The organism is Massilia litorea (assembly GCF_015101885.1).
GTDB lineage: Bacteria > Pseudomonadota > Gammaproteobacteria > Burkholderiales > Burkholderiaceae_D > Telluria > Telluria litorea.
Genome location: NZ_CP062941.1, coordinates 1,289,542 through 1,314,782 on the forward strand (window position 1 = coordinate 1,289,542; position 25,241 = coordinate 1,314,782).

The 25,241-nt window shown below is 65.5% G+C and carries 27 protein-coding genes; 19 read left to right on the plus strand and 8 right to left on the minus strand.

The features are described from left to right. Positions 1 to 201 precede the first annotated feature (201 nt). From LPB04_RS05675 to LPB04_RS05750, 16 genes are all read left to right on the plus strand, one after another. Positions 202 to 2,046, plus strand: coding sequence for a sensor histidine kinase (locus LPB04_RS05675; RefSeq protein ID WP_193687762.1), 1,845 nt, complete (start codon positions 202 to 204; stop codon positions 2,044 to 2,046). Further along, complete coding sequence (locus LPB04_RS05680; protein WP_193687763.1) at positions 2,043 to 2,447, plus strand: response regulator; 405 nt, start codon at positions 2,043 to 2,045, stop codon at positions 2,445 to 2,447. The genes LPB04_RS05675 and LPB04_RS05680 overlap by 4 nt, the downstream gene beginning before the upstream one ends. Beyond that, a complete protein-coding gene (locus LPB04_RS05685) occupies positions 2,437 to 3,966 on the plus strand; it encodes an HD domain-containing phosphohydrolase (protein WP_193687764.1) in 1,530 nt (509 codons plus the stop codon). Before LPB04_RS05680 ends, LPB04_RS05685 begins: the two co-directional genes overlap by 11 nt. Then, on the plus strand, positions 3,967 to 5,991 hold the full coding sequence (locus LPB04_RS05690; RefSeq protein ID WP_193687765.1) for an ATPase, T2SS/T4P/T4SS family: 2,025 nt from the start codon (positions 3,967 to 3,969) through the stop codon (positions 5,989 to 5,991). A 9-nt stretch (positions 5,992 to 6,000) separates the two neighbouring features. Continuing rightward, the gene (locus LPB04_RS05695) at positions 6,001 to 7,146 is read left to right on the plus strand and encodes a type II secretion system F family protein (RefSeq protein WP_193687766.1); all 1,146 of its coding nucleotides are present in this window, start codon (positions 6,001 to 6,003) and stop codon (positions 7,144 to 7,146) included. Between the two features lie 126 nt (positions 7,147 to 7,272). Then, positions 7,273 to 7,839: a prepilin-type N-terminal cleavage/methylation domain-containing protein gene (locus LPB04_RS05700; protein WP_227496631.1), complete on the plus strand. Its 567-nt coding sequence runs from the start codon at positions 7,273 to 7,275 to the stop codon at positions 7,837 to 7,839. After that, the gene (locus LPB04_RS05705; RefSeq protein ID WP_227496632.1) at positions 7,772 to 8,431 is read left to right on the plus strand and encodes a GspH/FimT family pseudopilin; all 660 of its coding nucleotides are present in this window, start codon (positions 7,772 to 7,774) and stop codon (positions 8,429 to 8,431) included. Before LPB04_RS05700 ends, LPB04_RS05705 begins: the two co-directional genes overlap by 68 nt. Continuing rightward, entirely contained in the window at positions 8,428 to 8,865 is a 438-nt protein-coding gene (locus tag LPB04_RS05710; RefSeq protein ID WP_193687768.1) for a type II secretion system protein, read from the plus strand. The genes LPB04_RS05705 and LPB04_RS05710 overlap by 4 nt, the downstream gene beginning before the upstream one ends. Then, positions 8,862 to 9,320 (plus strand): prepilin-type N-terminal cleavage/methylation domain-containing protein, encoded by a 459-nt coding sequence (locus LPB04_RS05715; RefSeq protein WP_193687769.1) that lies wholly within the window; start codon positions 8,862 to 8,864, stop codon positions 9,318 to 9,320. The genes LPB04_RS05710 and LPB04_RS05715 overlap by 4 nt, the downstream gene beginning before the upstream one ends. After that, positions 9,317 to 10,210, plus strand: a complete 894-nt coding sequence (locus LPB04_RS05720; RefSeq protein ID WP_193687770.1) for a DNRLRE domain-containing protein — start codon at positions 9,317 to 9,319, stop codon at positions 10,208 to 10,210. Before LPB04_RS05715 ends, LPB04_RS05720 begins: the two co-directional genes overlap by 4 nt. A 27-nt stretch (positions 10,211 to 10,237) precedes the next feature. Next, a complete protein-coding gene (locus tag LPB04_RS05725; RefSeq protein WP_193687771.1) occupies positions 10,238 to 10,432 on the plus strand; it encodes a hypothetical protein in 195 nt (64 codons plus the stop codon). Then, the gene (gene pilM, locus LPB04_RS05730) at positions 10,429 to 11,532 is read left to right on the plus strand and encodes a pilus assembly protein PilM (protein ID WP_193687772.1); all 1,104 of its coding nucleotides are present in this window, start codon (positions 10,429 to 10,431) and stop codon (positions 11,530 to 11,532) included. Before LPB04_RS05725 ends, pilM begins: the two co-directional genes overlap by 4 nt. After that, complete coding sequence (locus LPB04_RS05735; RefSeq protein ID WP_193687773.1) at positions 11,525 to 12,175, plus strand: PilN domain-containing protein; 651 nt, start codon at positions 11,525 to 11,527, stop codon at positions 12,173 to 12,175. Before pilM ends, LPB04_RS05735 begins: the two co-directional genes overlap by 8 nt. Further along, the gene (locus LPB04_RS05740) at positions 12,172 to 12,738 is read left to right on the plus strand and encodes a hypothetical protein (protein ID WP_193687774.1); all 567 of its coding nucleotides are present in this window, start codon (positions 12,172 to 12,174) and stop codon (positions 12,736 to 12,738) included. The genes LPB04_RS05735 and LPB04_RS05740 overlap by 4 nt, the downstream gene beginning before the upstream one ends. Beyond that, entirely contained in the window at positions 12,735 to 13,058 is a 324-nt protein-coding gene (locus tag LPB04_RS05745) for a hypothetical protein (protein WP_193687775.1), read from the plus strand. Before LPB04_RS05740 ends, LPB04_RS05745 begins: the two co-directional genes overlap by 4 nt. Then, entirely contained in the window at positions 13,055 to 14,404 is a 1,350-nt protein-coding gene (locus LPB04_RS05750) for a type II secretion system protein GspD (RefSeq protein ID WP_193687776.1), read from the plus strand. The genes LPB04_RS05745 and LPB04_RS05750 overlap by 4 nt, the downstream gene beginning before the upstream one ends. Before the next feature lie 72 nt (positions 14,405 to 14,476). Here LPB04_RS05750 and lipA read toward each other — a convergent pair whose 3' ends face one another. From lipA to LPB04_RS05785, 7 genes are all read right to left on the minus strand, one after another. Beyond that, positions 14,477 to 15,463, minus strand: a complete 987-nt coding sequence (gene lipA, locus LPB04_RS05755; RefSeq protein ID WP_193687777.1) for a lipoyl synthase — start codon at positions 15,461 to 15,463, stop codon at positions 14,477 to 14,479. Then, positions 15,460 to 16,179, minus strand: a complete 720-nt coding sequence (lipB, locus tag LPB04_RS05760) for a lipoyl(octanoyl) transferase LipB (protein WP_193687778.1) — start codon at positions 16,177 to 16,179, stop codon at positions 15,460 to 15,462. The genes lipA and lipB overlap by 4 nt, the downstream gene beginning before the upstream one ends. Positions 16,180 to 16,268: 89 nt before the next feature. Then, positions 16,269 to 16,559 carry a DUF493 family protein gene (locus LPB04_RS05765; RefSeq protein ID WP_267878275.1) on the minus strand — a complete coding sequence of 97 codons (291 nt, stop codon included), beginning with the start codon at positions 16,557 to 16,559 and terminating at the stop codon, positions 16,269 to 16,271. Positions 16,560 to 16,598: 39 nt separating this feature from the next. Beyond that, positions 16,599 to 18,521 (minus strand): DUF6600 domain-containing protein, encoded by a 1,923-nt coding sequence (locus LPB04_RS05770; RefSeq protein WP_193687780.1) that lies wholly within the window; start codon positions 18,519 to 18,521, stop codon positions 16,599 to 16,601. Positions 18,522 to 18,629: 108 nt separating this feature from the next. Further along, complete coding sequence (locus LPB04_RS05775; RefSeq protein WP_193687781.1) at positions 18,630 to 19,268, minus strand: LysE family transporter; 639 nt, start codon at positions 19,266 to 19,268, stop codon at positions 18,630 to 18,632. 120 nt (positions 19,269 to 19,388) lie between these two features. Then, positions 19,389 to 19,673, minus strand: a complete 285-nt coding sequence (locus tag LPB04_RS05780; protein ID WP_056340843.1) for an HU family DNA-binding protein — start codon at positions 19,671 to 19,673, stop codon at positions 19,389 to 19,391. A 125-nt stretch (positions 19,674 to 19,798) separates the two neighbouring features. Beyond that, positions 19,799 to 20,020, minus strand: coding sequence for a BrnA antitoxin family protein (locus tag LPB04_RS05785; protein ID WP_193687782.1), 222 nt, complete (start codon positions 20,018 to 20,020; stop codon positions 19,799 to 19,801). Between the two features lie 200 nt (positions 20,021 to 20,220). On the opposite strand from LPB04_RS05785, the gene LPB04_RS05790 reads away from it, so the two are divergent. Both LPB04_RS05790 and LPB04_RS05795 read left to right on the plus strand, forming a co-directional pair. After that, a complete protein-coding gene (locus tag LPB04_RS05790) occupies positions 20,221 to 21,168 on the plus strand; it encodes a DUF808 domain-containing protein (RefSeq protein ID WP_193687783.1) in 948 nt (315 codons plus the stop codon). 145 nt (positions 21,169 to 21,313) lie between these two features. Further along, the gene (locus LPB04_RS05795; RefSeq protein WP_193687784.1) at positions 21,314 to 23,803 is read left to right on the plus strand and encodes a TonB-dependent receptor plug domain-containing protein; all 2,490 of its coding nucleotides are present in this window, start codon (positions 21,314 to 21,316) and stop codon (positions 23,801 to 23,803) included. Between the two features lie 54 nt (positions 23,804 to 23,857). Here LPB04_RS05795 and LPB04_RS05800 read toward each other — a convergent pair whose 3' ends face one another. Further along, the gene (locus LPB04_RS05800) at positions 23,858 to 24,094 is read right to left on the minus strand and encodes a hypothetical protein (protein WP_193687785.1); all 237 of its coding nucleotides are present in this window, start codon (positions 24,092 to 24,094) and stop codon (positions 23,858 to 23,860) included. A 124-nt stretch (positions 24,095 to 24,218) separates the two neighbouring features. Between LPB04_RS05800 and LPB04_RS05805 the strand changes: the two genes are divergently transcribed. Next, positions 24,219 to 25,238, plus strand: a complete 1,020-nt coding sequence (locus tag LPB04_RS05805; RefSeq protein ID WP_193687786.1) for a zinc-dependent alcohol dehydrogenase family protein — start codon at positions 24,219 to 24,221, stop codon at positions 25,236 to 25,238. The last annotated feature ends 3 nt before the right edge of the window (positions 25,239 to 25,241 follow it).

Here is a 25,241-nt window from a genome sequence, read left to right on the forward strand (position 1 = left end):
CCTGTTCCAGATCGCGCCGGCGTTCTAGGCTGAAACTTCGCATTTCGTCCGGAAGTGTGTACCGGTATCGACAAAAACTTGACCAGACAGGCAGTGAAAGCAGAATGTTATTTTCCTTGAAGAAATTTTCAACTATAGTCTGACGCTTCCCCACCACTTACTGTCGACCAGCGCCGCACACGCCCGGAAGGACCCGCCATCATGAAAAATAACCGGATCGGCCTGATTCTCATTGTCTCGTCGCTAGCGGTGATCGCACTGGTGGTAACCCTGCTGCTGCAACGCCAGCAGACCGAGCATGCGGAACAGGTACGCGCCCAGGGCCTGGGCATGGTGCGTTCGCTGGCGGCATTGCCGGTCGCGGTGCTGGCGCCGGGCAAGGGCGCGCCCAGCGTGCTCGACTCCATTCTCGCCTACCGCGACAATCCGGATTTTGCGTATGCGGCCGTCAGCTTCGAGAACGGGCGCAATGTGACCGAAGTGGCCAGCGCCGGCACCCTGGTGCCGCCCGCCGTGCCGCTGGCCCTGACCGGGTTTGCCGAGCGCCTCATCGCCGCCGGCCAGAACGGACGCGCGATCCGCGAATTCCACGGCCCGCTGGCCAGCGCCGACGAGAAAATGCAGGTGCGGATCGGCTATTTCGAGCCACGCACGCCCTTCGCCATGAAGGACCTGCCCTTCTATGCGCTGATTGCGCTGGCCATGTTCCTGCTGGTGCCGCTGATCTACCTCGTGATCAAGCGCGAAATGGCGCCGCTGGCCGCGCTCGGCGAGCAGCTGCGCACGGTCGCCGCCGCCCAGGCGGGGTCGGGCCAGGCGCTGCCGGCCGTGGTGCCGACAAACGGGAACGATGGCGATGCCGACGTGCGCGGCCTGGCGCATAAACTGAACCGCTACCTCGACCAGGCCAGCGCGCGCATCCGCGAGCTGGAACAGGAAAGCGTGGCCAGCATGGCCAGCGGCCGCCTGCTCGAATACGGCAGCAACAAGATGCAGGCGGTGCTGCAATGCCTGCCGGACGGATTATTGGTGCTCGATCCGGCAGGCGAAGTGACTTTCGCCACGGGCAAGATCGAGCCCCTGCTCGGCGTACCTGTCGCCGAGGTGCTGTCGCAGCCGGTCGAGGCCTGGTGCCGCGACCCGGAACTGCGTGCGATGCTGGCGCGCTTTCGCAGCGCCGGACTCGATACGCGCAGCCAGATGACGATCGAATTCAACCCGGCCGGCGTGCCCGACAAGCGTTTATGGGCCACGGCCCAGGCATTACTCGGCCACTCGATGGCCTACGGCACCCTGGTGGTGCTGCGCGACGCCACCCGCGAGCACCTGGCGCGCCAGGCCGGCAACGATTTCGTCGCCCACGTGGCGCACGAACTGAAATCGCCGCTGAACGTGATCGGCATGTACGGCGAAATGCTGGCCGACGCCAGCGTCGACGATCCGGCGCTGCGCGTGGAAGCGATCAACGTGATCCAGGACGAAGTCGAGCGCATGAATTCGCTCGTCAACAACCTGCTCAACGTCAGCAAGCTCGAGATGGGCAGCATGCGTCCCGAGCGCCACCGCGTCAAACTCGACGACTTGTTGCGCGACGCCTGGCAGCAGGCGCGTGCGCGCGCCGACAGTAAAGGTATCCGCCTCGAACTGCAGGTGGCACGCGACCTGGCGGCCGTCTCGGTCGACAAGGACCTGTTCCGCATTGCCATCAACAACCTGCTGAACAACGCGATCAAATACAACCAGCCTGGGGGCAGCGTGGTGCTGGCGGCCGACGAAGGCGACTCGGACGTCGTGATCGCGGTCCGCGACAGCGGCATCGGCATGACCCCGGACGACCGCGAGCGCGTGACCGAGAAATTCTTCCGCGTGCGCGAAACGGGCCTTGAGCAGCGCGGCGGCCACGGCCTCGGGCTGTATCTCACCAATCAGATCGTCGAGCTGCACCATGGCCGCCTAACGATCGACAGCGAACTGGGACACGGCAGCGTGTTCTCGATCCACCTGAAAAAAATGCCGGCCCTGGTCGAAGGAGGCCAAGTCCTATGAACAAACGCATGATCCTGCTCGTCGATGACGAGCCGCACGTGATCCGCGTGCTGCGCCTGATGCTCGAGCGCGAAGGCTACGAGGTCGCCAGCGCCAACGACGGCGCCGAGGCGCTCGAAAAGATGGGCGTACGCCGCCCCGACGTGATGGTCAGCGACATCCAGATGGCCGGCATGGACGGGCGGGAGCTGTGTCGCACGGCGCGCGCCCGCTATCCCGACGCCCCCTTCCCGATCTTCGTGATGACCTCGATGACGGCATCGAACGAGCGCGAATGGGTGAAGGAACTGGCGAATGTCGATTTTCTCGAAAAGCCGCTCAGCCCCCGCCAATTGATCGCACGCCTGGCCGCCCATTTTACGAGTGCCGCCACCCAGCAGGAGAACACCCATGCAGCCTGACGCTTTGCACGCGCTCGATTTTTCCCGCCATGCGCGCTGGCTGCGCCGCGTCACCGGCGTCGAGCACGACTTCGCGGTGTGCGATGCCGGCGGCCTTGCCGTGTGGACCGCACGCGCCGACAGCGACATCGCCGCCTGGATCGGCGTGCGCTGCGCCGCCGGTTTCAACTGGCACAGCGATGGCGACGGCCTGCAACGCCTGGACGCGGACGGCGACACGCTGCTCTACATGGCGATCCACGGCAAGACCGGGCTGCTCGGCTACCTTGCCGTGCGTGTCGAGACCCTGGCTGAGGCCCCGATCGCCTGGGATGCGCTCGCCGAAACCTTCGAGGACATCGGCGCCGGCATCGCCGACGAAGTCGCGGCCAAGCGCGAACTCGACAACATGGCGCTAGAACTGTCCGAGCGCTACGAAGAGCTGCACCTGGTGTATGCGATCGACAAGCAGGTCCAGCAACTGGAACCGGGCGCCGACCTGTTCCAGAAACTGCTGCAAAGCTGGGCCGAGCACATGGACGCCGATGTCGCCGCCTTCGTCAAACCGGGCGAAAACCTGTGCGTGCATGCGACGAACCTGTCGGCGCCGATCCACAACCTCGACCTGGTGCTGGTCGAGATGCGCGGCGATTTATACCGTTTTACCCATTCGGCACGCGCACCGATCGTCATCAACGACGTGGCCGACCCGCGCCGCGCCTATATCTTTACCGACCTGCCCTTCAAATTGCTGTGCTGCCCGGTGATCCACGACCGCAGTGTCGTCGCGATCCTGGTGCTGGCGAACCATCTTGCGAAACCCGATTTTTCGAACAGCGACCGCAAGCTGGGAGAATTGCTGGCGAACCAGCTGTCGGGCTTATCCAGGATGTACGGCATGCTCGCCGAGACCCGGCAATTCAACGACCAGATGGCGAACGCCCTGATCGAGGCGGTCGAAGCGAAAGACCCGTACACGCGCGGCCACTCCGAGCGCGTGCACTACATCACGATGCAGATCGGAGAAGCGCTGAACCTCGGACCACGCGACACCGACGACCTGTTCTGGGGCTCGCTGCTGCACGACGTCGGCAAGATCGGCATTCCCGACGCGGTACTGTGCAAACCGGGCCGCCTGACCGCCGACGAGTTCACATTCATTAAAGTGCACCCGGAGCGCAGCTACGAGATCCTGCGCCACATCGACCGTTTAAAAGGGGCGGTACCGGGCGCACGCCACCACCAGGAAAAATACGACGGCACCGGCTACCCGCACGGCCTGAAGGGCAACGATATTCCGCTGCATGCGCGCATCATCGCGGTGGCCGACACCTACGATTCGATCACCAGCTCGCGCGCCTATCGCGCCGGGCGCAGCCACGAAGTGGCGATGGCGGAGATCGCGCGCGTCGCCGGCAGCCAGCTCGACCCGGCCATCATCAAGGTGTTCGAGGCGGTCTGCGCGCAAGAGCCGGAATGGATCGCCCGTTTCAATATCGCGCGCGAGCCAGCCCTCAGCGCGGTGGGAGCTGCAGCCTAAATGAGCGAAGCAGTTACCCGCAGCCGCATCGGCTCGATGACCTACCTGGCGCCGGCGATGGCGCTGGTGGCAACGGAGGCCATCGACGCCGTGGAAAGCGCGCTCGCCGAATGCATCACCCAGCACCAGGTCAGCATCGTGCTCGACCTGGGCAAGGTGCCGCTGCTGTCCGGGCGCGCGCTGGAACTGATGACGCGCGCGGCCGCCCGCCTGGGTTCGCTCGGCGGCTGGCTCAAACTGGCCTATCCGAGCCCGCTGCTGCTCGATATCCTGACGATCACCGGCGTCGCCGACCAGGTGGCCCTGTATGACGCACCGCAGGCGCCGGCGAAACCGGCGCGCCCGGCCGGTCAATTAAAACTCGGCGACATCCTGGTCGAACGCGGCATCGTGACCGCCGCCCAGGTGGCGGAGGCGGCACGCCTGCAGGAGCAGACCGGCAAGCGCATGGGTTTCATCATGGTCGAAAAGAAGTGGCTGTCCGAAGCCGCTCTGTTCCAGGCGCTGGCCGAACAGCTGGACCTGCCCTTCGTGAACCTGCGCGCGGGCCTGTACGATCCGACCGCCGTCTCCCTGCTGGAACGCGACGTGGCGAAACGCCTGAACGTGATCCCGCTGTTCGTGGTCGAGAACACGCTGACGATCGCCACCGGCGAGCCGCAGGCGGTGCACAGCATCGACGAGATCCGCGCCCGCACCGGCTGCCGCATCCGGGTGGCGATGGCGCCGCCGGCCGACATCAACCGCGTGCGCGACGATGCCTACGGCGGCACCATGCCGGACTTTATCCACAGCGAGGCGAACGACCTCGAACTGGTGGAAAACCAGATCCCGGACGACTACACGCAGATCGACCAGATGGCCGGCGCCAGCCCGGTGATCAACATGGTCAATGCCGTGATCCAGCGCGCGATCCACGACAACGCCAGCGACATCCACATCGAGATCTCGCGCAACAAGTCGCGCATCCGGCTCAGGATCGACGGCATCCTGTACGAGGTCATGTCGCCGCGCATCGAACTGCATCCGGCGATCGTCTCGCGTCTGAAAGTGATGGCGCACCTCGACATCGCCGAGCGCAGATTACCGCAGGACGGCCGCATCCAGGTGATGACGCAGGGCCGCACGGTCGACCTGCGCTTTTCTTCCCTGCCCGGCATCTACGGCGAGAAGGTGGTGCTGCGTGTGCTCGATAAAAACCAGTCGATCCTCGATGTCGACAAGCTGGGCATGAACGGCGGCGCCGTCGACACGTTTAAAAGGCTGCTCGGCCGCAGCCACGGCCTGATCCTGGTGACTGGCCCCACCGGCAGCGGGAAGACCACCAGCCTGTACGCGGCGATCAACTATTTAAAGAGCATCGAGAAAAACATCGTCACGATCGAGGACCCGGTCGAGTACCAGCTGGACATCATCAACCAGAACCAGGTGAACGATGCGATCGGCCTCACCTTCCCGAAAATATTAAAGCACGTGCTGCGCCAGGACCCGGACATCATCATGGTGGGTGAGGTGCGCGACCGCCAGACGGCGGAAATCGCGGTGCAGGCGGCATTGACCGGGCACCTGGTGCTCACGACCCTGCACACCAACGACACGCTGGGCGCCGTCGCCCGCCTGGTCGAGATGGGGGTCGAACCCTATTTGTTGTCGTCGGCCCTGATCGGGGTGATGGCGCAGCGCCTGGTGCGCCGCATCTGCCCGGCGTGCAAAACGGGTTATCTCGTGCCGCCGAACGCGGCCGCCGCCTATGGTTACAAGGGAGAGGGCAATCTGAAACTCCTGAAGGGGCGCGGCTGTCCGTCGTGCTACGACTCCGGCTACAAGGGCCGGCTCGGCATCTACGAGCTGCTCGAAGTGGGGCCGGAGCTGCAGCGCATGATCGTGGCGAATGCCAGCAAGGACACGATGGCCCAGCACGTGGCCAACAGCGGCCACCGCGATTTGTATGCCGACGGCATGGAGCGCGCCTTTGGCGGCGACACCACGCCCGAGGAAATCGCGCGCGTCGTGCACTCGCTGTAAAGGACAGGCATGGCACTCGAATGGGACGATCTGCCGGCGCCGGTGACGGCGACCGAACTGGCCGGGCCGGCCGCCGCCAAGGCGGCCGCGCGCAAACCGGCGTGGACCTTCACACAGGAGCGCATCGGCAGTGCCGACCGCATGCTGTTTACGGAACGCCTGGCGCTGCTGCTGGAAACGGGCGTGCCCCTGCACGACGCCCTCGGCGCGCTGCGCGACCAGACCGTCAAGCCGCGTTTAAAGGCCATCATCGGCGAAGTGGCGGACGCCATCGTCGGCGGCCAGCGCTTTTCCGAAGCACTGAACAAACACCCGGACCTGTTCCCGCCGACCTACATCAACCTGATCGGCGCCAGCGAGGAAGGCGGTTTTCTCGCCGAGGTGCTCGAGCAGCTGGTCGACATGGACGAAAAGCAGGAGCGGCTGCGCAGCACCATCGTCTCGGCCTTGTCCTATCCCGGCTTCCTGATCGTGTTTTCGATCCTGGTGGTGGTGTTCATCTTGGTGGCCGTGTTCCCGAAGTTCTCGGTGATGTTCACGGCGATCTACGACGAACTGCCGCTGACGACGAAGATTTTTATTGCCGCCAGCAATGCCCTGACCCGGCACGGCACGGTCTTCGGCATCGGCGCCCTGGTTCTCGTCGGTGGCCTGCTGGTGGCCTCGCGCCGTCCCGACGTGCACGAATGGCTCGACCGCATGAAGCTACGCGTGCCCTTCGTGAAAGACATCTTCATCAAGATCTACCTGACGCGCCTGATGCGCGTGATGGGCATTTCGCTCGAGCGCGGCGTGACCATCCTGGCCACGCTCGGCGCCTGCCGCAACGTCATTCCGAACGCCGAGTTCCAGCGTTTTATCGGCGACCTCGAGGTGCAAGTGACCGAGGGACGCGGCATCGCCGCCGGCTTTCGCGACAGCTCCCTGATTCCGGTCAGCGTCAAGCAGATGATCGACACCGGCGAGCAGACCGGTTCCCTCGGCCGCGTCATGGGACGGGTCGCCGATTTTTATGAACGAGATTTGACGCGCCAGCTGAACGCGCTGGCGAAGATGGCCGAACCGGTGATGCTGCTGGTGATGGGCGTACTGGTCGGCACCATCGTTACCTCGATCATTCTGCCTATCTTCAAAATGTCGCGCGCTGTGCACTGAAAAACGACAATCTGGAATGGTTAATGCGCAACGGCAACAAAAAGAGGTGATGTTTCATGCTACTCTTCGTTGCTACTCGTTAAGACTTTGCCCACAGCAAATCGCCCTTAGCCACCTACTCAAAAAATGATGAACTCTACTTTCCGCCGCGCCGCCGCCAAAGGCTTCACGCTTATCGAACTCCTGATCGTCGTGATCATCATCGCGATCCTGGCGGCGATCGCGATTCCGCAGTTTTCGAATACCTCGACCGACGCGCAGGAGTCGGCGGCCATTGCCAACCTGACGACGCTGCGCTCGGCCATCGAACTGTATCGCGTACAGCACAACAATACCTATCCGTCGACCTTCGTCGCCGGCGCCGCAGCGGCACTGCCCTGCACCGGTGGCACGGCTGGCGACGGTGCGGTCAACACGGAGGCCGCCCTCATCCAGCAATTGACGACCTTCTCTGACGCGGCAGGCCGCACCTGCAGCGTCGCCGCGCCTGGCTACAGCTTCGGCCCGTACCTGCGTGCGATCCCGGTCGAACCTGTCACGAATGTGGCGACCGTCACCGTGGTTACTGCCGCGGCCAACAACCCGCCGGGCGCAGCGACGACCGGCTGGCGTTTCCTGAACACCAATGGCACGCTGCAGATCAATACGACCCGCCTGTCGCGTGACGGCGCGACCGCATTGTCGGCCAAATAAAGCAGCACGCGCCATCGTGCTCCGTCGTCCTGCCGTTCGGCATGCGGGTGTCACGTTGGCGGAAATGGTGATCGTCATCGCCGTCGTCAGCGTGGTGGCCGCCATTGCCATCCCCCAGGCATCGTCGACGTCTCCCGCTGCCGCCGACGCGGTGGCGGCGGAGATCGCCAGCGCCCTGCGTTTCGCCCAGCGTGAAGCGATCCGGACCGGCAAGTACCAGCAGGTCAGCGTCAACCCTGCAACCCAGATCCTGCGGGTGTATGAGCCCAACTCCGGGAATGGCACCACCGCCACGCATCCGGTCGACAAACGCGACTACCAGATCAGCTTTGCCGGAAACGCCATGCCGCGCGCGACCATCGTCAGCGCCGTCTTCGACTACGAAGGCGGCCCCACCACCAACTACGCTTCGTTCGGCCCGGATGGGACGCCCTCGTACATCGACCCAAGCAAGCTGAGCCAGCTATGGAGCGCACTGTTCGGTACCAAGGACATCGACCCGCTGAAGGGCGAAGGCAGGGTCACGATCCGCTACGGGAATGTCGAGCGCGTGGTACGCCTGGCGCCGGTGACGGGCCGGGTGACGTTTTGAGCGCTGTCGCTCGCCAGCATGGTTTCTCGTTCGTGGAAATCATGGTGGCGGTCCTGCTGCTGGCGATCTGCGCGGTGCCGATGGGCGACGCCATCCGCAACGGCATCACGGCTTCGTCGATTGCCGCGGCCAAAGCACGAGAACTGCGCTGTATAAAGAACACAATGGAAACTGTTTTGGCCGAGCCGTACCAGAGCTTGTATGCAGCCGCCGCCGGCAAGGATCAGCTCGCGGCGCTGCCGCTGCCGGCCGATGCATCCTGCGATACCACGCCGCGCGTTTACATTGCCTGCTACGAGCGCGAAAACGGCGCGGCTGAGGTTTGGCTGGCTTGCAACGTCAACTCCAGCGATCCCCGCCTGGAGTCGCCGCTGCTCCACATTACCGTCGCCGCGAACGGCGGCTATTCGTTCACTACGCTGGTGGCACGATGAAGCGGCCGCAGCGCTTCCGTGAACACGGCCTGAGCCTGGTCGAACTGTTGCTGGGACTGGCGATCACGGCCCTCGTGCTGGCACCGCTGGTGCCGATGCTGGCCACGGCGTCCAGCGCCGCGCGCATCGGCAGCAACCAGCTGACGGTCGAACGGGAAGCCAATTTCGCACTCGAGCGCATTGCCGCGCGCATCGGCGCCTCCACGGCGGCGGCGCAGCTGACCGGGTCGTCGTGCGGCGGCGCCAAGTCCGCCGCCTACGATGTCATCGATGGCGCACTCATCGAAACCTCGGGTAAAGACAAGTATGTGCTGGCCGAATCCGTCACCTGCATCACGCTTACGGCGCTGACATCGTCGAGCGAACGGCCTTTGATCCAGGTCAGCCTGAACCTCGCCCGCGACAGCGCCAGCACGGCCACGACTGCGGTCGTGCGCCTGGGGGTGGCGCCATGAGCACCGCAACCCAACGCGGCCTGCTGCTGCTGCCGGTGGCGCTCACCCTGGCGCTGGTGGGCACGCTCGCGTACAGCCTGACGCGCGAGGGCAGCATGTCGGTCTCCGAGGTGGATGCGAAATACGATATCGAAGCGGCGCGCTACCTGGCCAGCGCTGGCGTCGCTCTCGTACGCTGGCAGAACGAAAAACTCGGCTGCACCTCGACCAGGAAATTTGCCGACCTTCCCCTGGCAGGCGGCACGATCACGGCGGACCAGGTCAGCCTCGATGGCCGTGACTGGAAAATCAGCGTCACGGCCAAAACTGCCCGCAGCACCCGCTCGGTGGTCGACTACCGAGCCACGCGCTACAGCCGCGCGAACGCGAGCGACACAGCGCCGATCGTTCCCTCCGGCGACAGTGACACCACGATCAAGGACAGGCCCGGCAACATGGTCAACGTCCCTACCCTTGAAACGACCCAGGACACGGCGTATGCGCTCATCAAATTCGAGAACCTGCCGAGCGAGCTCTCCGACGCCCTGATCGTCAGCGCGCAGCTCAAGCTGGCGCACGCAAGCTCGAACACGGCAGCGCCGCGTTCCCTCGGCGTGCACCGGGTGACCACCAAATGGGGTGCCACCGCCACCTGGACCGCCCCGTGGACCAGCCCCGGCGGCGACTATGTACAAAAACCGCTGTGGACAGTCCCGATCAATGGCTCCAGCAGCGCCCTCGTCGAATACACCTGGCGCATCGACCCCCTGGTCGAAGGCTGGGTCAGCGGGGCGATCCCGAAATACGGCGTGCTGTTCAAACCGATCGGCCCGCTTGACGCGAAGTTCTACAGCCTCGATTCAAGCACGAACAAACCCACGCTCGTCGTCCGCTATTACCCGCGCTGCTGAGCGCATGCGCATCCAACAACACAGGCCATGAAAACCACCGCCTCCACCTTTGTCAGCGACCTCACCAAGGTCTGGTCCTGCCTCGATTTCGCCGGCGAGCTGCGCGACTACGCCACGCCGGTGATCACGCGCGAGACCCGCAAGGGCGTCGCCCTGCTCAGCCTTGTCGCCCTGCTCTTCCTGGGCCTGGTGCCCCTGGCGCCTGGCGAGGCGGCGGCATGATGAAGTCCTGGCTCAATTCCCTGGTCAGCAAAGGTGCCCTGGCGGCGCCGATCGGCGTCGATTTCGCCGCCCAGCGCCTGAACATGCTGCAGACCGCCCCTTCCGCCAAGGGCATGGTGGTACGCGCGGCGCTGTCGCTGCCTTACCCCGTCGAGCGCGCGCAGCTGCTGGCCGACCCGCGCCGCCTGAAAGCGTTCATACGCGAAGCACTGGCGGCCGCTCCTTTCGCCGGACGGCGCGTGGTGTCGGTGCTGGCGCCGAGCGAAGTGCGGATCCTGCCGCTGACGGTGCACGTCCCGGACGGCCAGAGCGAACCGCAGGCGGTGGCGCGCGCGGTGCGCGAGCAGCTGGGCGCGGCGGCCGTCGAATCGGTGGTCGACTACTACCAGGTGCGCAGCGTCGAGGCCTCCGGCCTGGACAAGCAGGTGCTGGCTGCGGTGGCGGCCTCCAGCAAGGTGTTGACTTACCTGGAAACGCTGCGCGGCGCCGGCCTCGAGCCGGTGGCGCTCGATATCGGCCCGGCTGCGATCGCGCGATTACTGGCGGCGATGCAGGAAGATTTCGACCAGTCCGTCCTCCTGATCAATTTCGGGGCAAGTAAAAGCTATCTGACCGTGATCTGGGGCCGGCGGCTGATGCTGGATCGGGAAATCGACTTCGGCGAGATGCAGCTGGTCGACCGCCTGTCACGCGCGCTCGGGCTGAGTACCGAGGTCGCGCTGGCGCTGCTGCGCGAGCACGGCATCGGCACGCCGGCCGGCGCACCCCACGGGGCCGGAGAACAGCCCGACATCGGGCGCACGGTGCGCGAGATCCTGTACCAGGAATTCGCGGCACTGGCCGAAGAACTGGTGCGCACCCAGGTGTATGTGGCGTCGCGCACGCGCGGCAGCGCGATCAGCCGGGTCTACCTGAACGGCAGCGTGGCGCGCTACCGCCATATCCAGGAGCGGGTCGAGGAACTGGTGCGCCTGCCGGTCGAACTGCTCGATCCCTATAAAGCCTTCCACGGCGCGCCGCTGTCGACGCCGGTCGGGAGCGACACGCACGGCATCGCCCTGGCCGCCGGCCTGGCATTGCGGGGAGAAGCCCATGGCTGATATCGACATGATCCCGCGCAGCTACCGCGAGGGCCTGCGCGTACGGCGCACCTTGACCGTGTATGGCGCCGCCCTGGCCCTGCTGCTGGTGGCCGGAGGCAGCGCCAGCGCCCTGCTGCGCTGGCGCCTGTCCCTGGAAACGCCGCGCCTCGAACAGGGCCGCACGGCCTCGCTGCAGATCGGTGCGATGCGCACCCAGCTGACGAACGCGCAGGCACGCAAGGATCTGCTGGCCGAGAACGTCGGCGCCCTGGACAGCCTGCGCGGCGCCGGCGACGTGGCGGCGCTGGCGACTATCCTGAATGGCACCCTCAACGACAAGGTCTGGTTCGAGCGGCTGCGCTTTGGCCGCACCCGGGAATTGCTGCAGGCTGCGCCGCCCGCGCCGCTGCCGCCCGGCACGGTGCAGGCACGCGCGCCGCAAACGGGAGCGGTGCAGGCCTGGCGCCTCGGCAGCCAGATCGAGATCGCCGGCCAGGCCGAGAGTAACGGCGCGATGACGGCCTTCCTGGCGGCGCTGGCCGCCGATCCGCATCTGGCGAATGTGCGCTTCCTGAACAGCAGCACGGCCGCGCCCGAGGATGGCGGCGCCGTCAGCTTCAGCGCCGCCGCCACCCTGGTCAAGCGGGGAGCGACGCCATGAACCCCGCCCTGATCCGCAAGGCCGCCGCCCTGCCCGCGCGCCAGCTGCACCTGATGGGCATTGGCTTGCTCCTGATCGTGTCCGCCGCATTGTGGTTCTATGCGCTGCGCGCGCCGCTGGCGGCGCTGCGCGCGGTGCGCGCCGAGCAGGCGCAGCTCGACCTCGGTACGAACGACCCGCGCCTGCTGGCCGCGCAGCTGGCCGTGCTCGCAAGCGACACCGACACCCTGGCCAAACGCTTCGGCGCCACGGCAGCAAGCGCGCCCACGCAGGTACTGGTGCGCCTGGTGGGCGAGCTCGGGCAGCTGGCGCAGGCCCAGGGCGTTATCCTGCACGGCATCGTTCCGGCGCCCGAGGAGACGGTACTGTCCTTTACCCAGGCCGGCTTCGATGCCGAGGCGAGCGGCACGTATGCCGCCCTGCTGGCCTGGATGGGCGCAATCGAGCACGCGCAGCCGAACCTGGCGATTGCCAGTTTCGAGATGCGCCCGGCTACGGAGCCGGGCCAGGTCGCCATGAAAATCCGTATCGCGGCTTTCCGGCCGCAGGAGAGCAAGCCATGAAGCACGCCGCGACGATCTTGCTGGCGCTGGCGTCCCTCGCGGTGCAGGCGCAGCCCTTGCGCGATCCGTTCGCGCGCCCTGCCCCACCGCTGCGGGCTGCATCAGCGGAAGCGGAACCGGATGCGCCGCAGCACGCGCCGCAACTGCGCGCCGTCATGGTCGCGCCGGGACGCGCGCTGGCGAACATCAATGGCCAGATCCTCGCCGTCGGCGAGTGGTTCGGAGATTATCAACTGATCAAGGTGGAAGAACGCGGCGTCACGCTCAGCAAACGTGGCGTGAAAAGCGTTCTGGTACTGAACGAGGCAAGCCGCAAATGAAGCAGAACGTTTTAGTAAAACAGCTGATCCTGGCGGCCCTGCTCGCCACCGCTTTTGACGCGGGCGCGGCCAGGAAAAATGCGCCGCAAAGCGCCGTGCAGCCTGCGACCGCGGTGTCGTCCACGGTCGCGCCGGCCGGCGCCCCCACCTCGTTCGTGTTCCGCGACACCCCGATCGCCGAGCTGTTCGAGATGATCTCGCGCCACGAACGGCTCAACATCATGCTCGGCAAGGGCGTGACGGGCAATGTCGCCGTCAGCCTGTACGACATGACGCCGCGCCAGGCGATCTACGCGATCGCCGAAGCGGGCGGCTACCAGGTGATCGCGCGCGACAATGGCTATGTGATCGTCAATCCGGCGCAGCCGGCGGGCAGCGAGGTGGTCCCATCCGGCCAGCTGGAAGTGCGGGCTTTGAAGGTGCTGTATTCGGAGCCGCAGCTGGTGGCCGACATCCTCTCCAAACACGTCGGCCGCGGCGGCAAGGTGTCGGTACTGCCGACGCGGCGCATGATCGTGGTCGAGGACACCATGGAGGGCGTCAAGCGCATCGAAGCCGTGCTGCGCGAGATCGACACCCAGCCGCAGCAGATCATGATCGAGGCAAAAATCCTCGAGATCACGCTCGACCAGAACGAGAACTTCGGCATCGAATGGAACAAGGTGTTCAGCGGCGACGGCGTCAACCGCATCGGTACCGCCGGACTGGTTCCGCGCACGGGACAGGGCCTGGTCTTCAATTTCGTGAACAACAACGTCGACCTGTATTTGAACGCCCTGAGCAACAAGGGGCGCGTGCGCACGCTGGCCACCCCGAAACTGCTGACGCTGGAAAACCAGGAGGCGAGCACGAATATCGGCGACAAGCTGGGCTACCGCGTGACCACGACAATCAACAACGTCACCAGCGAATCGATCCAGTTCCTCGAAACCGGCGTGATCCTGCGCGTGACGCCATCGGTCGACAGCGACGGCCGTATCGCGCTGCGCGTGCGCCCGGAAGTGAGCTCGGGTTCGCTGCTGGGCGGGATCCCGTCGAAGAAGACGACCGAAGTCAACACCCAGCTGGTGGCGGAGAACGGCCAATCCATCCTGATCGGCGGCCTGATCAAGGCCAGCGCCGGCCTGCGCCGCACCGGCGTGCCGATCCTGGGCGAGGTACCGGGCCTTGGCAGACTGTTTTCGAACAGCGAGGAGACCGGCAGCTCGACCGAGACCATCGTCCTGATCACGCCGAGAATTGTGCCGACCCGCCCGGTCGGCGTGGACGCCCAGACCGTCGAGCGCGTCCGGCAGACGGAAGGGGAATTGCACCAGCAGGTCAAGGGACCGGCCATCCTGCCGTGACGGCGCATCCGCTTCGTCCATAAAAAAACGGCCTCCTCGGAGGCCGTTCCTGTTTGCGCCGGCAGGCAGGCTTTACGCCGCCACGCCCGCGTTGTGCGCCTGCTGGTCGGCATGGTACGAGGAACGCACCATCGCGCCGACGGCGGCGTGCACAAAACCCATCTCGTAGGCCGCTTCCTCGAATTTTTTAAATTGGTCCGGGTGCACGTAGCGGCGCACCGGCAGGTGCGAGTTCGACGGAGACAGGTACTGGCCGATGGTCAGCATCTCGACATTGTGCTCGCGCATGTCGCGCATCACCTGCAGGATCTCCTCGTCGGTCTCGCCCAGGCCGACCATGATGCCGGACTTCGTGACCGCGTTCGGATACAGCGCCTTAAAGTCGCGCAGCAGCTCGAGCGAGTGTTTGTAGTCGGCGCCCGGGCGTGCTTCCTTGTACAGGCGCGGCACGGTTTCCAGGTTGTGGTTCATCACGTCCGGCAGGCCGTCGGCGAAGATCGCCAGCGCTTTTGCGAGACGGCCGCGGAAGTCCGGCACCAGCACTTCGATCTTGGTGTTCGGGCTCAGGGCGCGCGTCTTGGTGATGCACTCCACAAAATGGCCGGCGCCGCCGTCCCGCAGATCGTCGCGGTCGACCGAGGTGATCACGACATACGACAGGCGCAGGTCGGCAATCGTCTTGGCGAGGTTGCCCGGCTCGTTGACGTCGAGCGGATCCGGACGGCCGTGACCGACGTCGCAGAACGGGCAGCGGCGGGTGCACTTGTCGCCCATGATCATGAAGGTGGCGGTGCCCTTGCCGAAGCATTCGCCGATGTTCGGGCAGCTCGCTTCTTCGCAGACGGTGACCAGGTTGTTCGCGCGCAGGATGTCCTTGATCTCGTAGAAGCGCGACGAAGCCGTTGCCGCTTTCACGCGGATCCAGTCCGGCTTTTTCAGGCGCTCGGCGTCGGCGATCGGCACGATCTTGATCGGGATGCGCGAGGTTTTATTGGCGCCCTTTTGTTTATCAAGGGCGTTGTAGGCGGGATTCAGACCGGTATCGGTGTCGGTAGTCATGTCGCTTGGCCCACAGGGGCTTCAGTTGGTTTGTTCGGTTCGGCAGTCGAGGCCAGGTGCTGCACCAGGGCGTGCGCCAGGGCCTGCTGTACGTCGGCCAGCGGCGCCTCGATGCCCATGGTGCGCATGTCGACGGTGGAGAGGCCGGAATAGCCGCAGGGGTTAATCCACGAAAACGGCGATAAATCCATCGCCACGTTCAGCGAGACCCCGTGGTAGGTGCAGCCGTTGCCGCGCACCTTTAATCCGAGGGCGGCGATCTTGGCGCCGCGGCGGGGACCTTCGGCAATATAAATGCCGGGCGCGCCGGCAACGCGTTCACCGCCGAGATTATACGCCGCCAGCACGTCGATGACCGCCTGTTCGATTTTTTCCACAAATTGCCGGGCGTATAACTTGCCGCCCGGCTTGTTGCGCCGGAGATCGATCAACAAGTAGATCACGACCTGGCCGGGACCATGATAGGTGACTTCGCCGCCGCGGTCGGTCTGGATGACGGGGATGGCGTGCGCGGGCACGCCGGGCCCGGCCAGGACATGGCCGCGGTCGGCGCCGAGGCCGAGCGTGAACACGGGCGGATGCTCGACGATCCACAACTCGTCCTGCGTCTCCGGGGTGCGCGCATCAGTAAACGCGCGCATTGCGGCAAACACGGGTTCGTAGTCGGCGCGGCCCAGCTCGCGAATCAGCGGGCCGACGGGGCGAGATGCATGCATGGGATCCGGTCGGAAAGGTGGACAGCCCCGACATTATATGCCAGTGCCTGCCGCCTTGCCCGGCGGGTCCGACCTTGCCGACCTGACACTTACATGACGATCTTAACCATCGGATGGGCCGACAGCGCGCGATACAGATCGTCGAGCTGGGCGCGGCTGGTGGCGAGCACGGTGCAGGTCAGGCCGGTGTAATTGCCCTTGCCGGACGGACGCACTTCCATGCGGCCGTGGTGGAAGGTCGGGTCGAAGCCGGTCACCACCTCGACGATCGTGGTGGGGAAGGCTTCATGCGTCGGGCCCATCACCTTGATCGGGAAGTCGCTCGGGTATTCGATGAGGGATTCTTTGGGGTCCATGGCGGCTCCTGTGCAAACCGATATTGTAGCCAATGCGAGACCAGCGCGTGAATTGCCCGTCCGTCAACGTTCCATTTGACGTATGCCGTCGCGCCGGTGCGGACCATCCTCGCCCCCGCGCTGCGCCCGTGGTGGCGCTGCCTGCGGCGGCGCGGACGGCTGGGGCGGCGCGGACGCCACCGCGGGAGGCGGCGTCGGCGCCGGGCGCGGCGGTGGAGAGACGATCGCCGTTGCCATCGGCCGCGCCATCTGGACCTGGGCGCGTGCCTGGGCCTGGGCCTGGGCCTGGGCCTGGGCCTGGGCTTGAGCTTGCGCCTGGGCTTGAGCTTGCGCCCGCGCGGCGGCTGCTTCCATCGCCGCGGCCGCTCCGCCGTGCTGAGCGAACGGTGCCGGCTGGGGCTGGGCGCCCTCGGCACGCTGCTGTAGACGCTGGCGGCGGCCATCCTCGAAGGCTTCGCGGCGCTCGCGGCCCTCGCGTTCGCGCCAGTCGCGCTGTCCGTCCGGCGCCGGGGCGGTCGTGATCACGCCCGGCTGGCGCACGAAGCCGACCTGGGGCGGCGGCGCGACGGGCGCCGGTGCCGGCACGGTCGTCACCATGGCCGGCGCGGCAGGGCGCTCGTCGCGTCCAGCCTGGCGGCCATCGCGGCGCCAGCCGCCGTCCGGCCGGCCGTCGCCGTCGCGGTCGCGCCTTTCCCAGCGGCCATCGTGGTCATCGGCGCGGCGCACGTCGTTCTGGTTGCGCTCGCGCCAGCTGCGCGGCACCGGCGGCACGGCGCCGGGCGCGCCCTGCCAGTTGGCCGGCGGCGTCACCCGCGCTTCATGTTTTACGATGACTTCGCCGCGCTGGCCGAAGCGGTCCTGCGGCACCACGGTGAGCCCGCGCTGGCGGTAATCCGGGATGCCGTCGTGGTTGCGGTCACGGCGTCCCTCGTGCGCATTCAGGCGCCGTAGACGGTTGTCCGACAGCCGGTAGCCGGGCACGAAGCGGTCGTAGGGAGACAGCGGATACCAGCCTTGCGCCACGGATCCGGCCCCGATGCTCCAGCCGGCGCCGCCGACCCAGCCGACCAGGGCCGGGGCCCAGACCGGATTTCGCTCGAGCCGGCCCGGGGCCCAGGCCCAGCGGTTGTGGAGCTGGACCCAGCGGCCATAGTGAAAAGGCGCATAGCCCCAGGGCGCGTTGTCGACCCAGGTCCAGCCCCAGGGAGCGATCCAGGTCCAGCGGCCGTCGCGGTAGGGCACCCAGTTCGAGGCCACCGCAGGCAGCCATACGCTGCCGTATTCGCTGTCTTCGCGCCAGCTGCCGTAGCGGTCGAGGTCCTCATAACCCGTCATCTCGGCCGGCACATAGCGGGTGGCGCGCACGGAATCAAACTCGCGGTCGCGCACGGCCGCCCACTCGTCGAAGCTGTCGCTGAGCGCTTGCGTCATGCGCAGATCGGGGCCCTGCATCTCGGCGCTGCGGCCGCTGCGCACGGTCAGGCGTTCGCCCCCGCCCTCGACCACGGCGACGCCGTCGAACACGCGGATGCTGCTGGTGTCGCGCACGCGCTCGGCGTCCACGCGTATCCGTCCCGGCTGCTGCAGCAGCACGCGCGCCTGCGGCGTCGTCAACTCGAAACCGGCGGCGACTTCCTCGTTGACGACGCGGATGCTGGCGCTGCCGTAGTGCAGGCGCAGGCGCAGCCTGTCGTCGTCGAGCTGGGACACCTCCAGGGCCGAGTCGCCGTCGAGGCGGATCGCGGTCGAGCCGACCCGCAGTTCGGTGCGCGCGCCGGGGGCCGTCGAGATGGTCTGGTTCGAGGTGACCGGCCAGTTGACCAATGCGGTATTGGCCACTTCGCCGGCACTGCTGATGCTGACTTGCCCCTGGGTGAGGGAAACGCGGCCGACCCGGGCCGGCGGGTCCTCGTCCGCCAGGGCGAATGTGGAACAGACCGCCAGCGCCAGCAGCGTTGCGGACTTCATCAAACGGAAGGTCATCATGGGCTCCAGGCGGTGGACGGAATGCGTCGACCTGATTACACCGCAAGCGCCCAGGCCACGACAACCGGAATTACAGACGGTTGCAAATGCTGCACAACCGAAACAAGCTCAACTAGCTGCGCGTTTTACGAAAAACAGCATCGAACCAACAACGATAAGGACTGCGCCAAAAAACCGGTTCTGGATACGCATCGCGCGCGGATCACGGAACAATCTCTGCATCGAGGCGGCCAGCGTCGCATAGCCGTGCATCACGAGGCTGTCGATGGTGACCATGGTGACGCCCAAAATCAGCAGTTGCGGCAGCAGCGGGGCATCTTTCGAAATAAACTGCGGCAACACGGCCACCATAAAGATGATGCCTTTTGGATTCGTCGCATTCGTCAAAAAACCGGTCAGCACGCGCTTGCCGAAAGAAGGGTGGGCGGCCAGGCCGGCGCTGCTGGCCAGCGGGCCGGCCTCGTCCTTCGAGCGCCATTGCGACACGCCCAGATAGATCAGGTACAGCGCACCGATCACCTTGACGACGAAGAAGGCGGTGGGCGAGGCCAGCAGCAGGGAGCCGACGCCGGCGCCGGCGATCGCCAGCACCAGGATCAGGCCGAACTGCAGGCCGAGCACGGTGGCGCTGGCTTTTCTGACGCCGTAGGCCAGGCCGTGCGACATCGACAGCACGGCGCCGGAGCCCGGCGAGATGGCAATCACGGTGCCGGCGATGACGAAGGCGATCCAGGTGGCGAAAGGCATGGGGAAAATTCGGGGAAACGAAAAAAACGAAAAACCGGAACAACGGAAGAGGGCGGATGGCGCGCGGCTGCATGCCGCGGCGCCAGGCCGGATGCCCAACGGGCGTGCGGAATTAAAAAATTACTTCTTGCGCGGGTTGACGGCTGCCTTCAAGGTAGCGCCGGCCGAGAAACGCGGGGTTTTCGATGCGCCGATCTTGATGACCTCGCCCGTTGCCGGGTTGCGGCCCTTGCGCGCCGCGCGCTTGGTGACCGAGAACGTGCCGAAGCCGGTGATGCCGACGGTGTCGCCTTTTTTCAGACGCTCGGTGATGATCTCGATGATCGTGTTGACCGCGCTGTTGGCAGCGGTACCGGACATCTCGGTACGCTTGGCAAATTCCGCGATCAGTTCGCCTTTTTTCATGGTGCCTCCGGGGTTAAAAGAGCGGAAAGAGTAGCACAAATGTTTGCTACATGTAACTTTCTCGCACCCATCAACCGGACGTGGCGCCACGGCCCGGTTTTTCCGGGCATTTCAAGGCGTGCCCGTCAGAGCAGGCTCGGTTCGGCACCGGCCGCCGCCAGGCGGGTACGCAGGGCGGCGTTGATCAGGGTCTGGTAACCGGTGCCGCAGCGTTCCGACAGGTTACGGAATTCGTTCAGGACCTCGTCGTCGAGGTAGATCGTGATGCGCGTCTTGCGCTTCGGCGGACGGGTGCGGCGCAGCGGGGTGGCGGTCTGGGGTATCGTCAGGGTCGGGTTCGGTGTCATCGTCATCTCCATCGGCGGGGCGAGGCTGGCGTACCGCAGCCTTCGATATTGACTATACGTACGTACAAGCGTCCCGTCCGCCGAAAGCGACGAGCTGCAGATTTGCGGGCCTGAACCGCAATTTATCGCGCTGAACCGTGTGCCCGCGCCATCCGTGCTCGGTTAAGATGCTGCCATATTGATAATTTCGGGAGTGGTTCATGGCTGCAGGCAGTTTGCTCGCATTATTCGACGACATCGCCGCCGTCCTCGACGACGTGGCGCTGATGAGCAAGGTCGCGGCCAAGAAGACCGCCGGCGTGCTCGGCGACGATCTCGCCCTGAATGCACAACAGGTCTCCGGCGTGCATGCGGAGCGCGAACTGCCGGTGGTGTGGGCGGTGGCGAAAGGTTCGCTGGTGAACAAGGCGATCCTGGTGCCGGCCGCGCTCCTGATCTCGGCCTTCGTACCCTGGCTGATCATTCCCTTGCTGATGATCGGCGGCGCCTTCCTGTGCTTCGAGGGCTTTGAGAAGCTGGCCCATAAATTCCTGCACAGCCCGGAAGAAGACGCGGACCACGAGGAACGCCTGGTCGCCGCCCTGGCCGACGAAAAGGTCGACATGCGCGAGTTCGAGAAGGACAAGATCAAGGGCGCGGTGCGCACCGATTTCATTTTGTCGGCCGAAATCATCGTCATTTCGCTCGGCACCGTGTCCACCATGCCCTTCATGCAGCAGCTTGCGGTGCTGGTGATCATTGCGCTGGTGATGACGGTCGGCGTGTACGGCTTAGTCGCAGGCATCGTGAAAATCGACGACGCCGGCCTGTATTTGAGCCAAAAATCGGGCGGTTTTGCACGCAGTGTCGGCCGCATGCTGCTGGCCGCCGCGCCACGCCTGATGAAGCTGCTGACGATCGTCGGCACCGCCGCCATGTTCATGGTCGGCGGCGGCATCATCGGCCACAACTGGGCGCCGCTGCACCATTTCGCCGAAGGGGCCGCCGAGCGCATGGGGGAAGTCGCCGTCATCGGCGGTGTGCTGCACGCGATCACCCCGACCGTCATCGACGCCCTGGCCGGCGTGATCGTCGGCGCGCTGGTGCTGCTGGCGGTCACCATCGTGAACAAAGTCCGCGGCAAGAGGGCAACAGCGGACGCGCATTAAACACGGTTTCCCTTACGTCATCCTGACGTACTGACAACTGTTGCATTTGGTACTTACAGCACCCGTTGCAAATTGACATGCTCGGGTGCGCCCTCCAGACTGAGCCGGCAAGAGCCGTTCAGACTATCAATTTGAGGGAAGATCAATGCAAAGAACTATCAATAATAAAACGGTGCTGGCCCTGTCGATCGCCGCGATGTTCGCCAGCACGGCCCAGGCACAGGACAGCAGCGCCACCGAAGGCGGCACCGCGACCGTCGTCGTGACCGGCACCCGCGTGGCCAACCGCAGCGCGCTCGACACCGCTGCCGCAGTCGACATCATCTCGGCCGACACCCTGAAAAACACCGGCACCACCGAGATGAATCAGGCTTTGTCGGTCGCTTTGCCTTCCCTGAACTTCCCGCGCCCTTCGCTCACCGACGGTACCGATACGATCCGTCCGGCCACCCTGCGCGGCATGGCGCCTGACCAGACCCTGGTGCTGGTGAACTCGAAGCGCCGCCATTCGTCCGCCCTCGTCAACCTGAACGGTTCCGTCGGCCGCGGCTCGGCGGCGGTCGACATGAACACGATCCCGACCGCGATCGTGAAAAACATCGAGGTGCTGCGCGACGGCGCCGCCGCCCAGTACGGTTCCGATGCGATCGCCGGCGTGATCAACCTGCGCCTGCGCACCGACCGCAGCGGCGGAGAAGGCAGCGTGACGTATGGCGCGCGCATCACCGAATACGACCTGTGGAACGACGTGCCACCAAGCGGCGGCACCTGGAGCGGTCCCGCCTCGCGCGAGCGCACCGACGGCCAGAGCACCACGGTCAGCGCCTGGAAAGGTCTGCCATTGGGCGAGTCCGGCTACCTGACCATCGCCGCCGAATACAAGGACCAGGCGAAGACCGAACGCGGCGGCTACGACATGCGCCAGCAATACCCGAAACTGGCGAACGGCGCCTTCGATCCGCGCGAAAACACGATCAATCGTTTTAACGCCTGGTACGGCGACCCGGAAATGCAGCAGACGACCCTGTTCGCGAACGCCGGCAACGATCTCGGCAACGGGATGAAGGCCTATGGCTGGGCCAGCTACCAGAAACGCGAAGCGCGTTCGGCCGGCTACTTCCGCCCGGCCCAGGATGCGCGCAACATCCAGGCGATCTATCCGGACGGCTTCCTGCCGATCATCGCCCCGACCGTGGACGATTTTTCCATGACCGGCGGCCTCACCTGGTCGCTGGGCAGCTGGGACATCGACACCTCGCTCGGCTACGGCAAGAACAAGATGCGGTTCGAGATCCAGAACACGCTGAACCGTTCGATCGGCCCGTCGAGCAAGACCGAATTCGACGCCGGCGGCTTTTCGTATGACCAGCTGGTGTTCAACCTGACCGGCGTGCGCACGCTGGACGTGGCCGGCCTGTCGTCGCCGCTGAACATCGCGGTCGGCACCGAAGTGCGGCGCGAAGGCTATGAACTGTTCGCCGGCGAACCGGATTCCTACCGCTACGGCGGCCAGGTGCTGGCCAACGGCACCCCGGCCGCACCGGGCGCGCAGGTCTTCCCGGGCTTCCGTCCGGCCAACGAGATCGACACCCACCGCACCGCGGCCGGCGCCTTCGTCGACCTGGAAGCGAACATCACGCCGCAATTGCTGGCCTCGGTCGCCGTGCGCGCCGAACATTATTCCGACTTCGGCAACAGCCTGGCCGGCAAGCTGGCGGGACGCTACGATTTCAGTAAAATCTTCGCCCTGCGCGGTTCGGTCCAGAACGGCTTCCGCGCGCCGTCGCCGCAGCAGCAGAATTTCACGTCGACCTCGACCAATTTCATTAACGGCGTGCCGTTCGAGATCACGACCTTCAAACCGACCGACCCGGTCGCCGTCGCCCTCGGCGCCCAGCCGCTCGACGCCGAGAAATCGGTCAACGTGTCGCTCGGCGGCGTGCTGCGCTTCGACCGCATCAGCCTGACGGTCGATGCCTACCGGATCAAAATCCGCGACCGCATCGTGCTGTCGGAAAACCTGACGCAGGCGAACGTGCGCAACTACATCGCCTCGCAAGGTTTTGTCGGCGTGGGCGGCGGGCGCTTCTTCATCAACGGCGTCAACACCACCACCGACGGCGTCGACATCGTCATGAACTGGCCGGTGAATGCCGGCGCGGCAGGGCGCTTCGACACCACCCTGGCGGCCAATTTCAACAGCACGGAAGTGACCAAGACCCCGGTCACGGCCCAGCTGGCGGCATTGACCCCGGCGCCGGTGCTGTTCGACCGCGCCAACATCATCGCGATCGAGGAAGGCCAGCCGAAGAACAAGTTCAGCGCCAACGTGAACTGGAAGCTGGGCCAGTTCGGCGCCACCTTCCGCGCCACCCGCTACGGCAAGACGATGACGCCGGGTACCACCGCCGCCTTCGACTTCCCGCTGGCCGCACGCACCATCGTCGACCTCGAGGGCCGTTACGCCCTGACGCCGAAGCTGACGCTGGCGCTCGGCGCCGACAACCTGTTCGACCAGTATCCGGAAACGCTGCCGCCGGCGCTGAACACGACGGGCAACACGCCGTTCTCGAACTACTCGCCATTCGGCCGCTCCGGCCGTTTCGTGTACGCCCGCGCCAACTACGCGTTTTAAGTTGAAGCGAGGGTCCTGAAACGCGCCCGGGGCTCGGTCCCGGGCGCGTTTTTTTCATTGCCCCCCGGGTGCCGTGACGATCGCACCCAGCGCCAGGCCCACGGCGAAGGCGGCATACACACCGGCCAGGAACTTTTTCGACAGGCGCTTTTCGTAACCGGGTTTCAGGCGTTCGGGCGTAAGCTTGTAGTCGGCGAAGCAGGCAATGGCCGAGGCGGCGGCGGAGGCTGCCAGCGTCACCCGCAGGTCCTTGTGGTCGAGTTTTTCTCCGGCCAGCTTTTCGAACAGCACCGACCGGAAGGTGGCGCTGAGGTGAGCTTCTGGCTGATGGTGGCCAGGCCGATGTAGGGCCAAGCGGAACAGGCGCCCGTAACGACCGCAGTAGAATGGGCCGCAACCAGTCAAGGAGGAGACGATGCGGGCTTACCAGATTCTGCCGGGCGACAACATCGACGGCTTGCAGTGCGTGAATTTCCCCGAGCGAGAATTGGCGAATGGTGAAGTCCGGGTACGGGTGCACGCGGTCTCGCTGAATTACCGCGACCTCATGGTTGCCAGCGGCAATTATCTGGTGAATGTGGACGATCCCATCATTCCCTGCTCCGACGGCGCCGGCGAAGTGCTCGCCGTCGGGCATGGCGTCACCCGGCTGCAGGTGGGCGACCGCGTCGCCGCTTCCTTTTTTCCCTACTGGCAGGACGGGCGCACCTGCGCCACCAAAATCCGCCATGCGCTCGGCGGAGACATCGACGGCGTACTCGCCGAAGAAGTGGTATTGCACGAGGATGCCCTGGTCAAAATTCCGCCGCAACTGAGCTATGTGGACGCGTCGACCATGCCCTGCGCCGGCGTCACCGCCTGGAATGCGATGTTTGAATCGAGCAATGCCATCAAGCCGGGCGATACCGTGCTGCTGCTGGGCACCGGCGGCGTCTCGGTGCTGGGCCTGCAACTGGCGAAAGCGGCCGGACTGCGCACCATCATCACCTCGTCCAGCGACGACAAACTGCAGCGCGCGCGCGCACTGGGCGCTCACCACACGATCAATTACCGCAGCACGCCGGAGTGGCAGGAAGAGGTATTACGGGCGACCCATGGCATGGGGGCGGACGTGGTGCTGGAAGTGGGCGGGCAGGGCACCGTCAACCGCTCGGTGGCGTCCTGCGCCATGGGCGGCAGCGTCGCCATCATCGGCGGCGTCAGCGGCTTCGGCGGCGAAGTCAATCCGGCCACCCTGCTGGCCGGCGCCAAGCGCATGGTCGGCATCTTCGTCGGCAGCCGCAGGATGCTGGAGCAGGTGATGGGCTTTGCCGCCATCAGCGAAATAAAACCGGTGGTCGACCGGGTGTTCGGGTTCGACGAAGCGAAGGAAGCCTACCGTTACATGGAATCGGGCTCGCACTTCGGCAAGGTCGTGATCGCGGTGACTGCCTAGGCT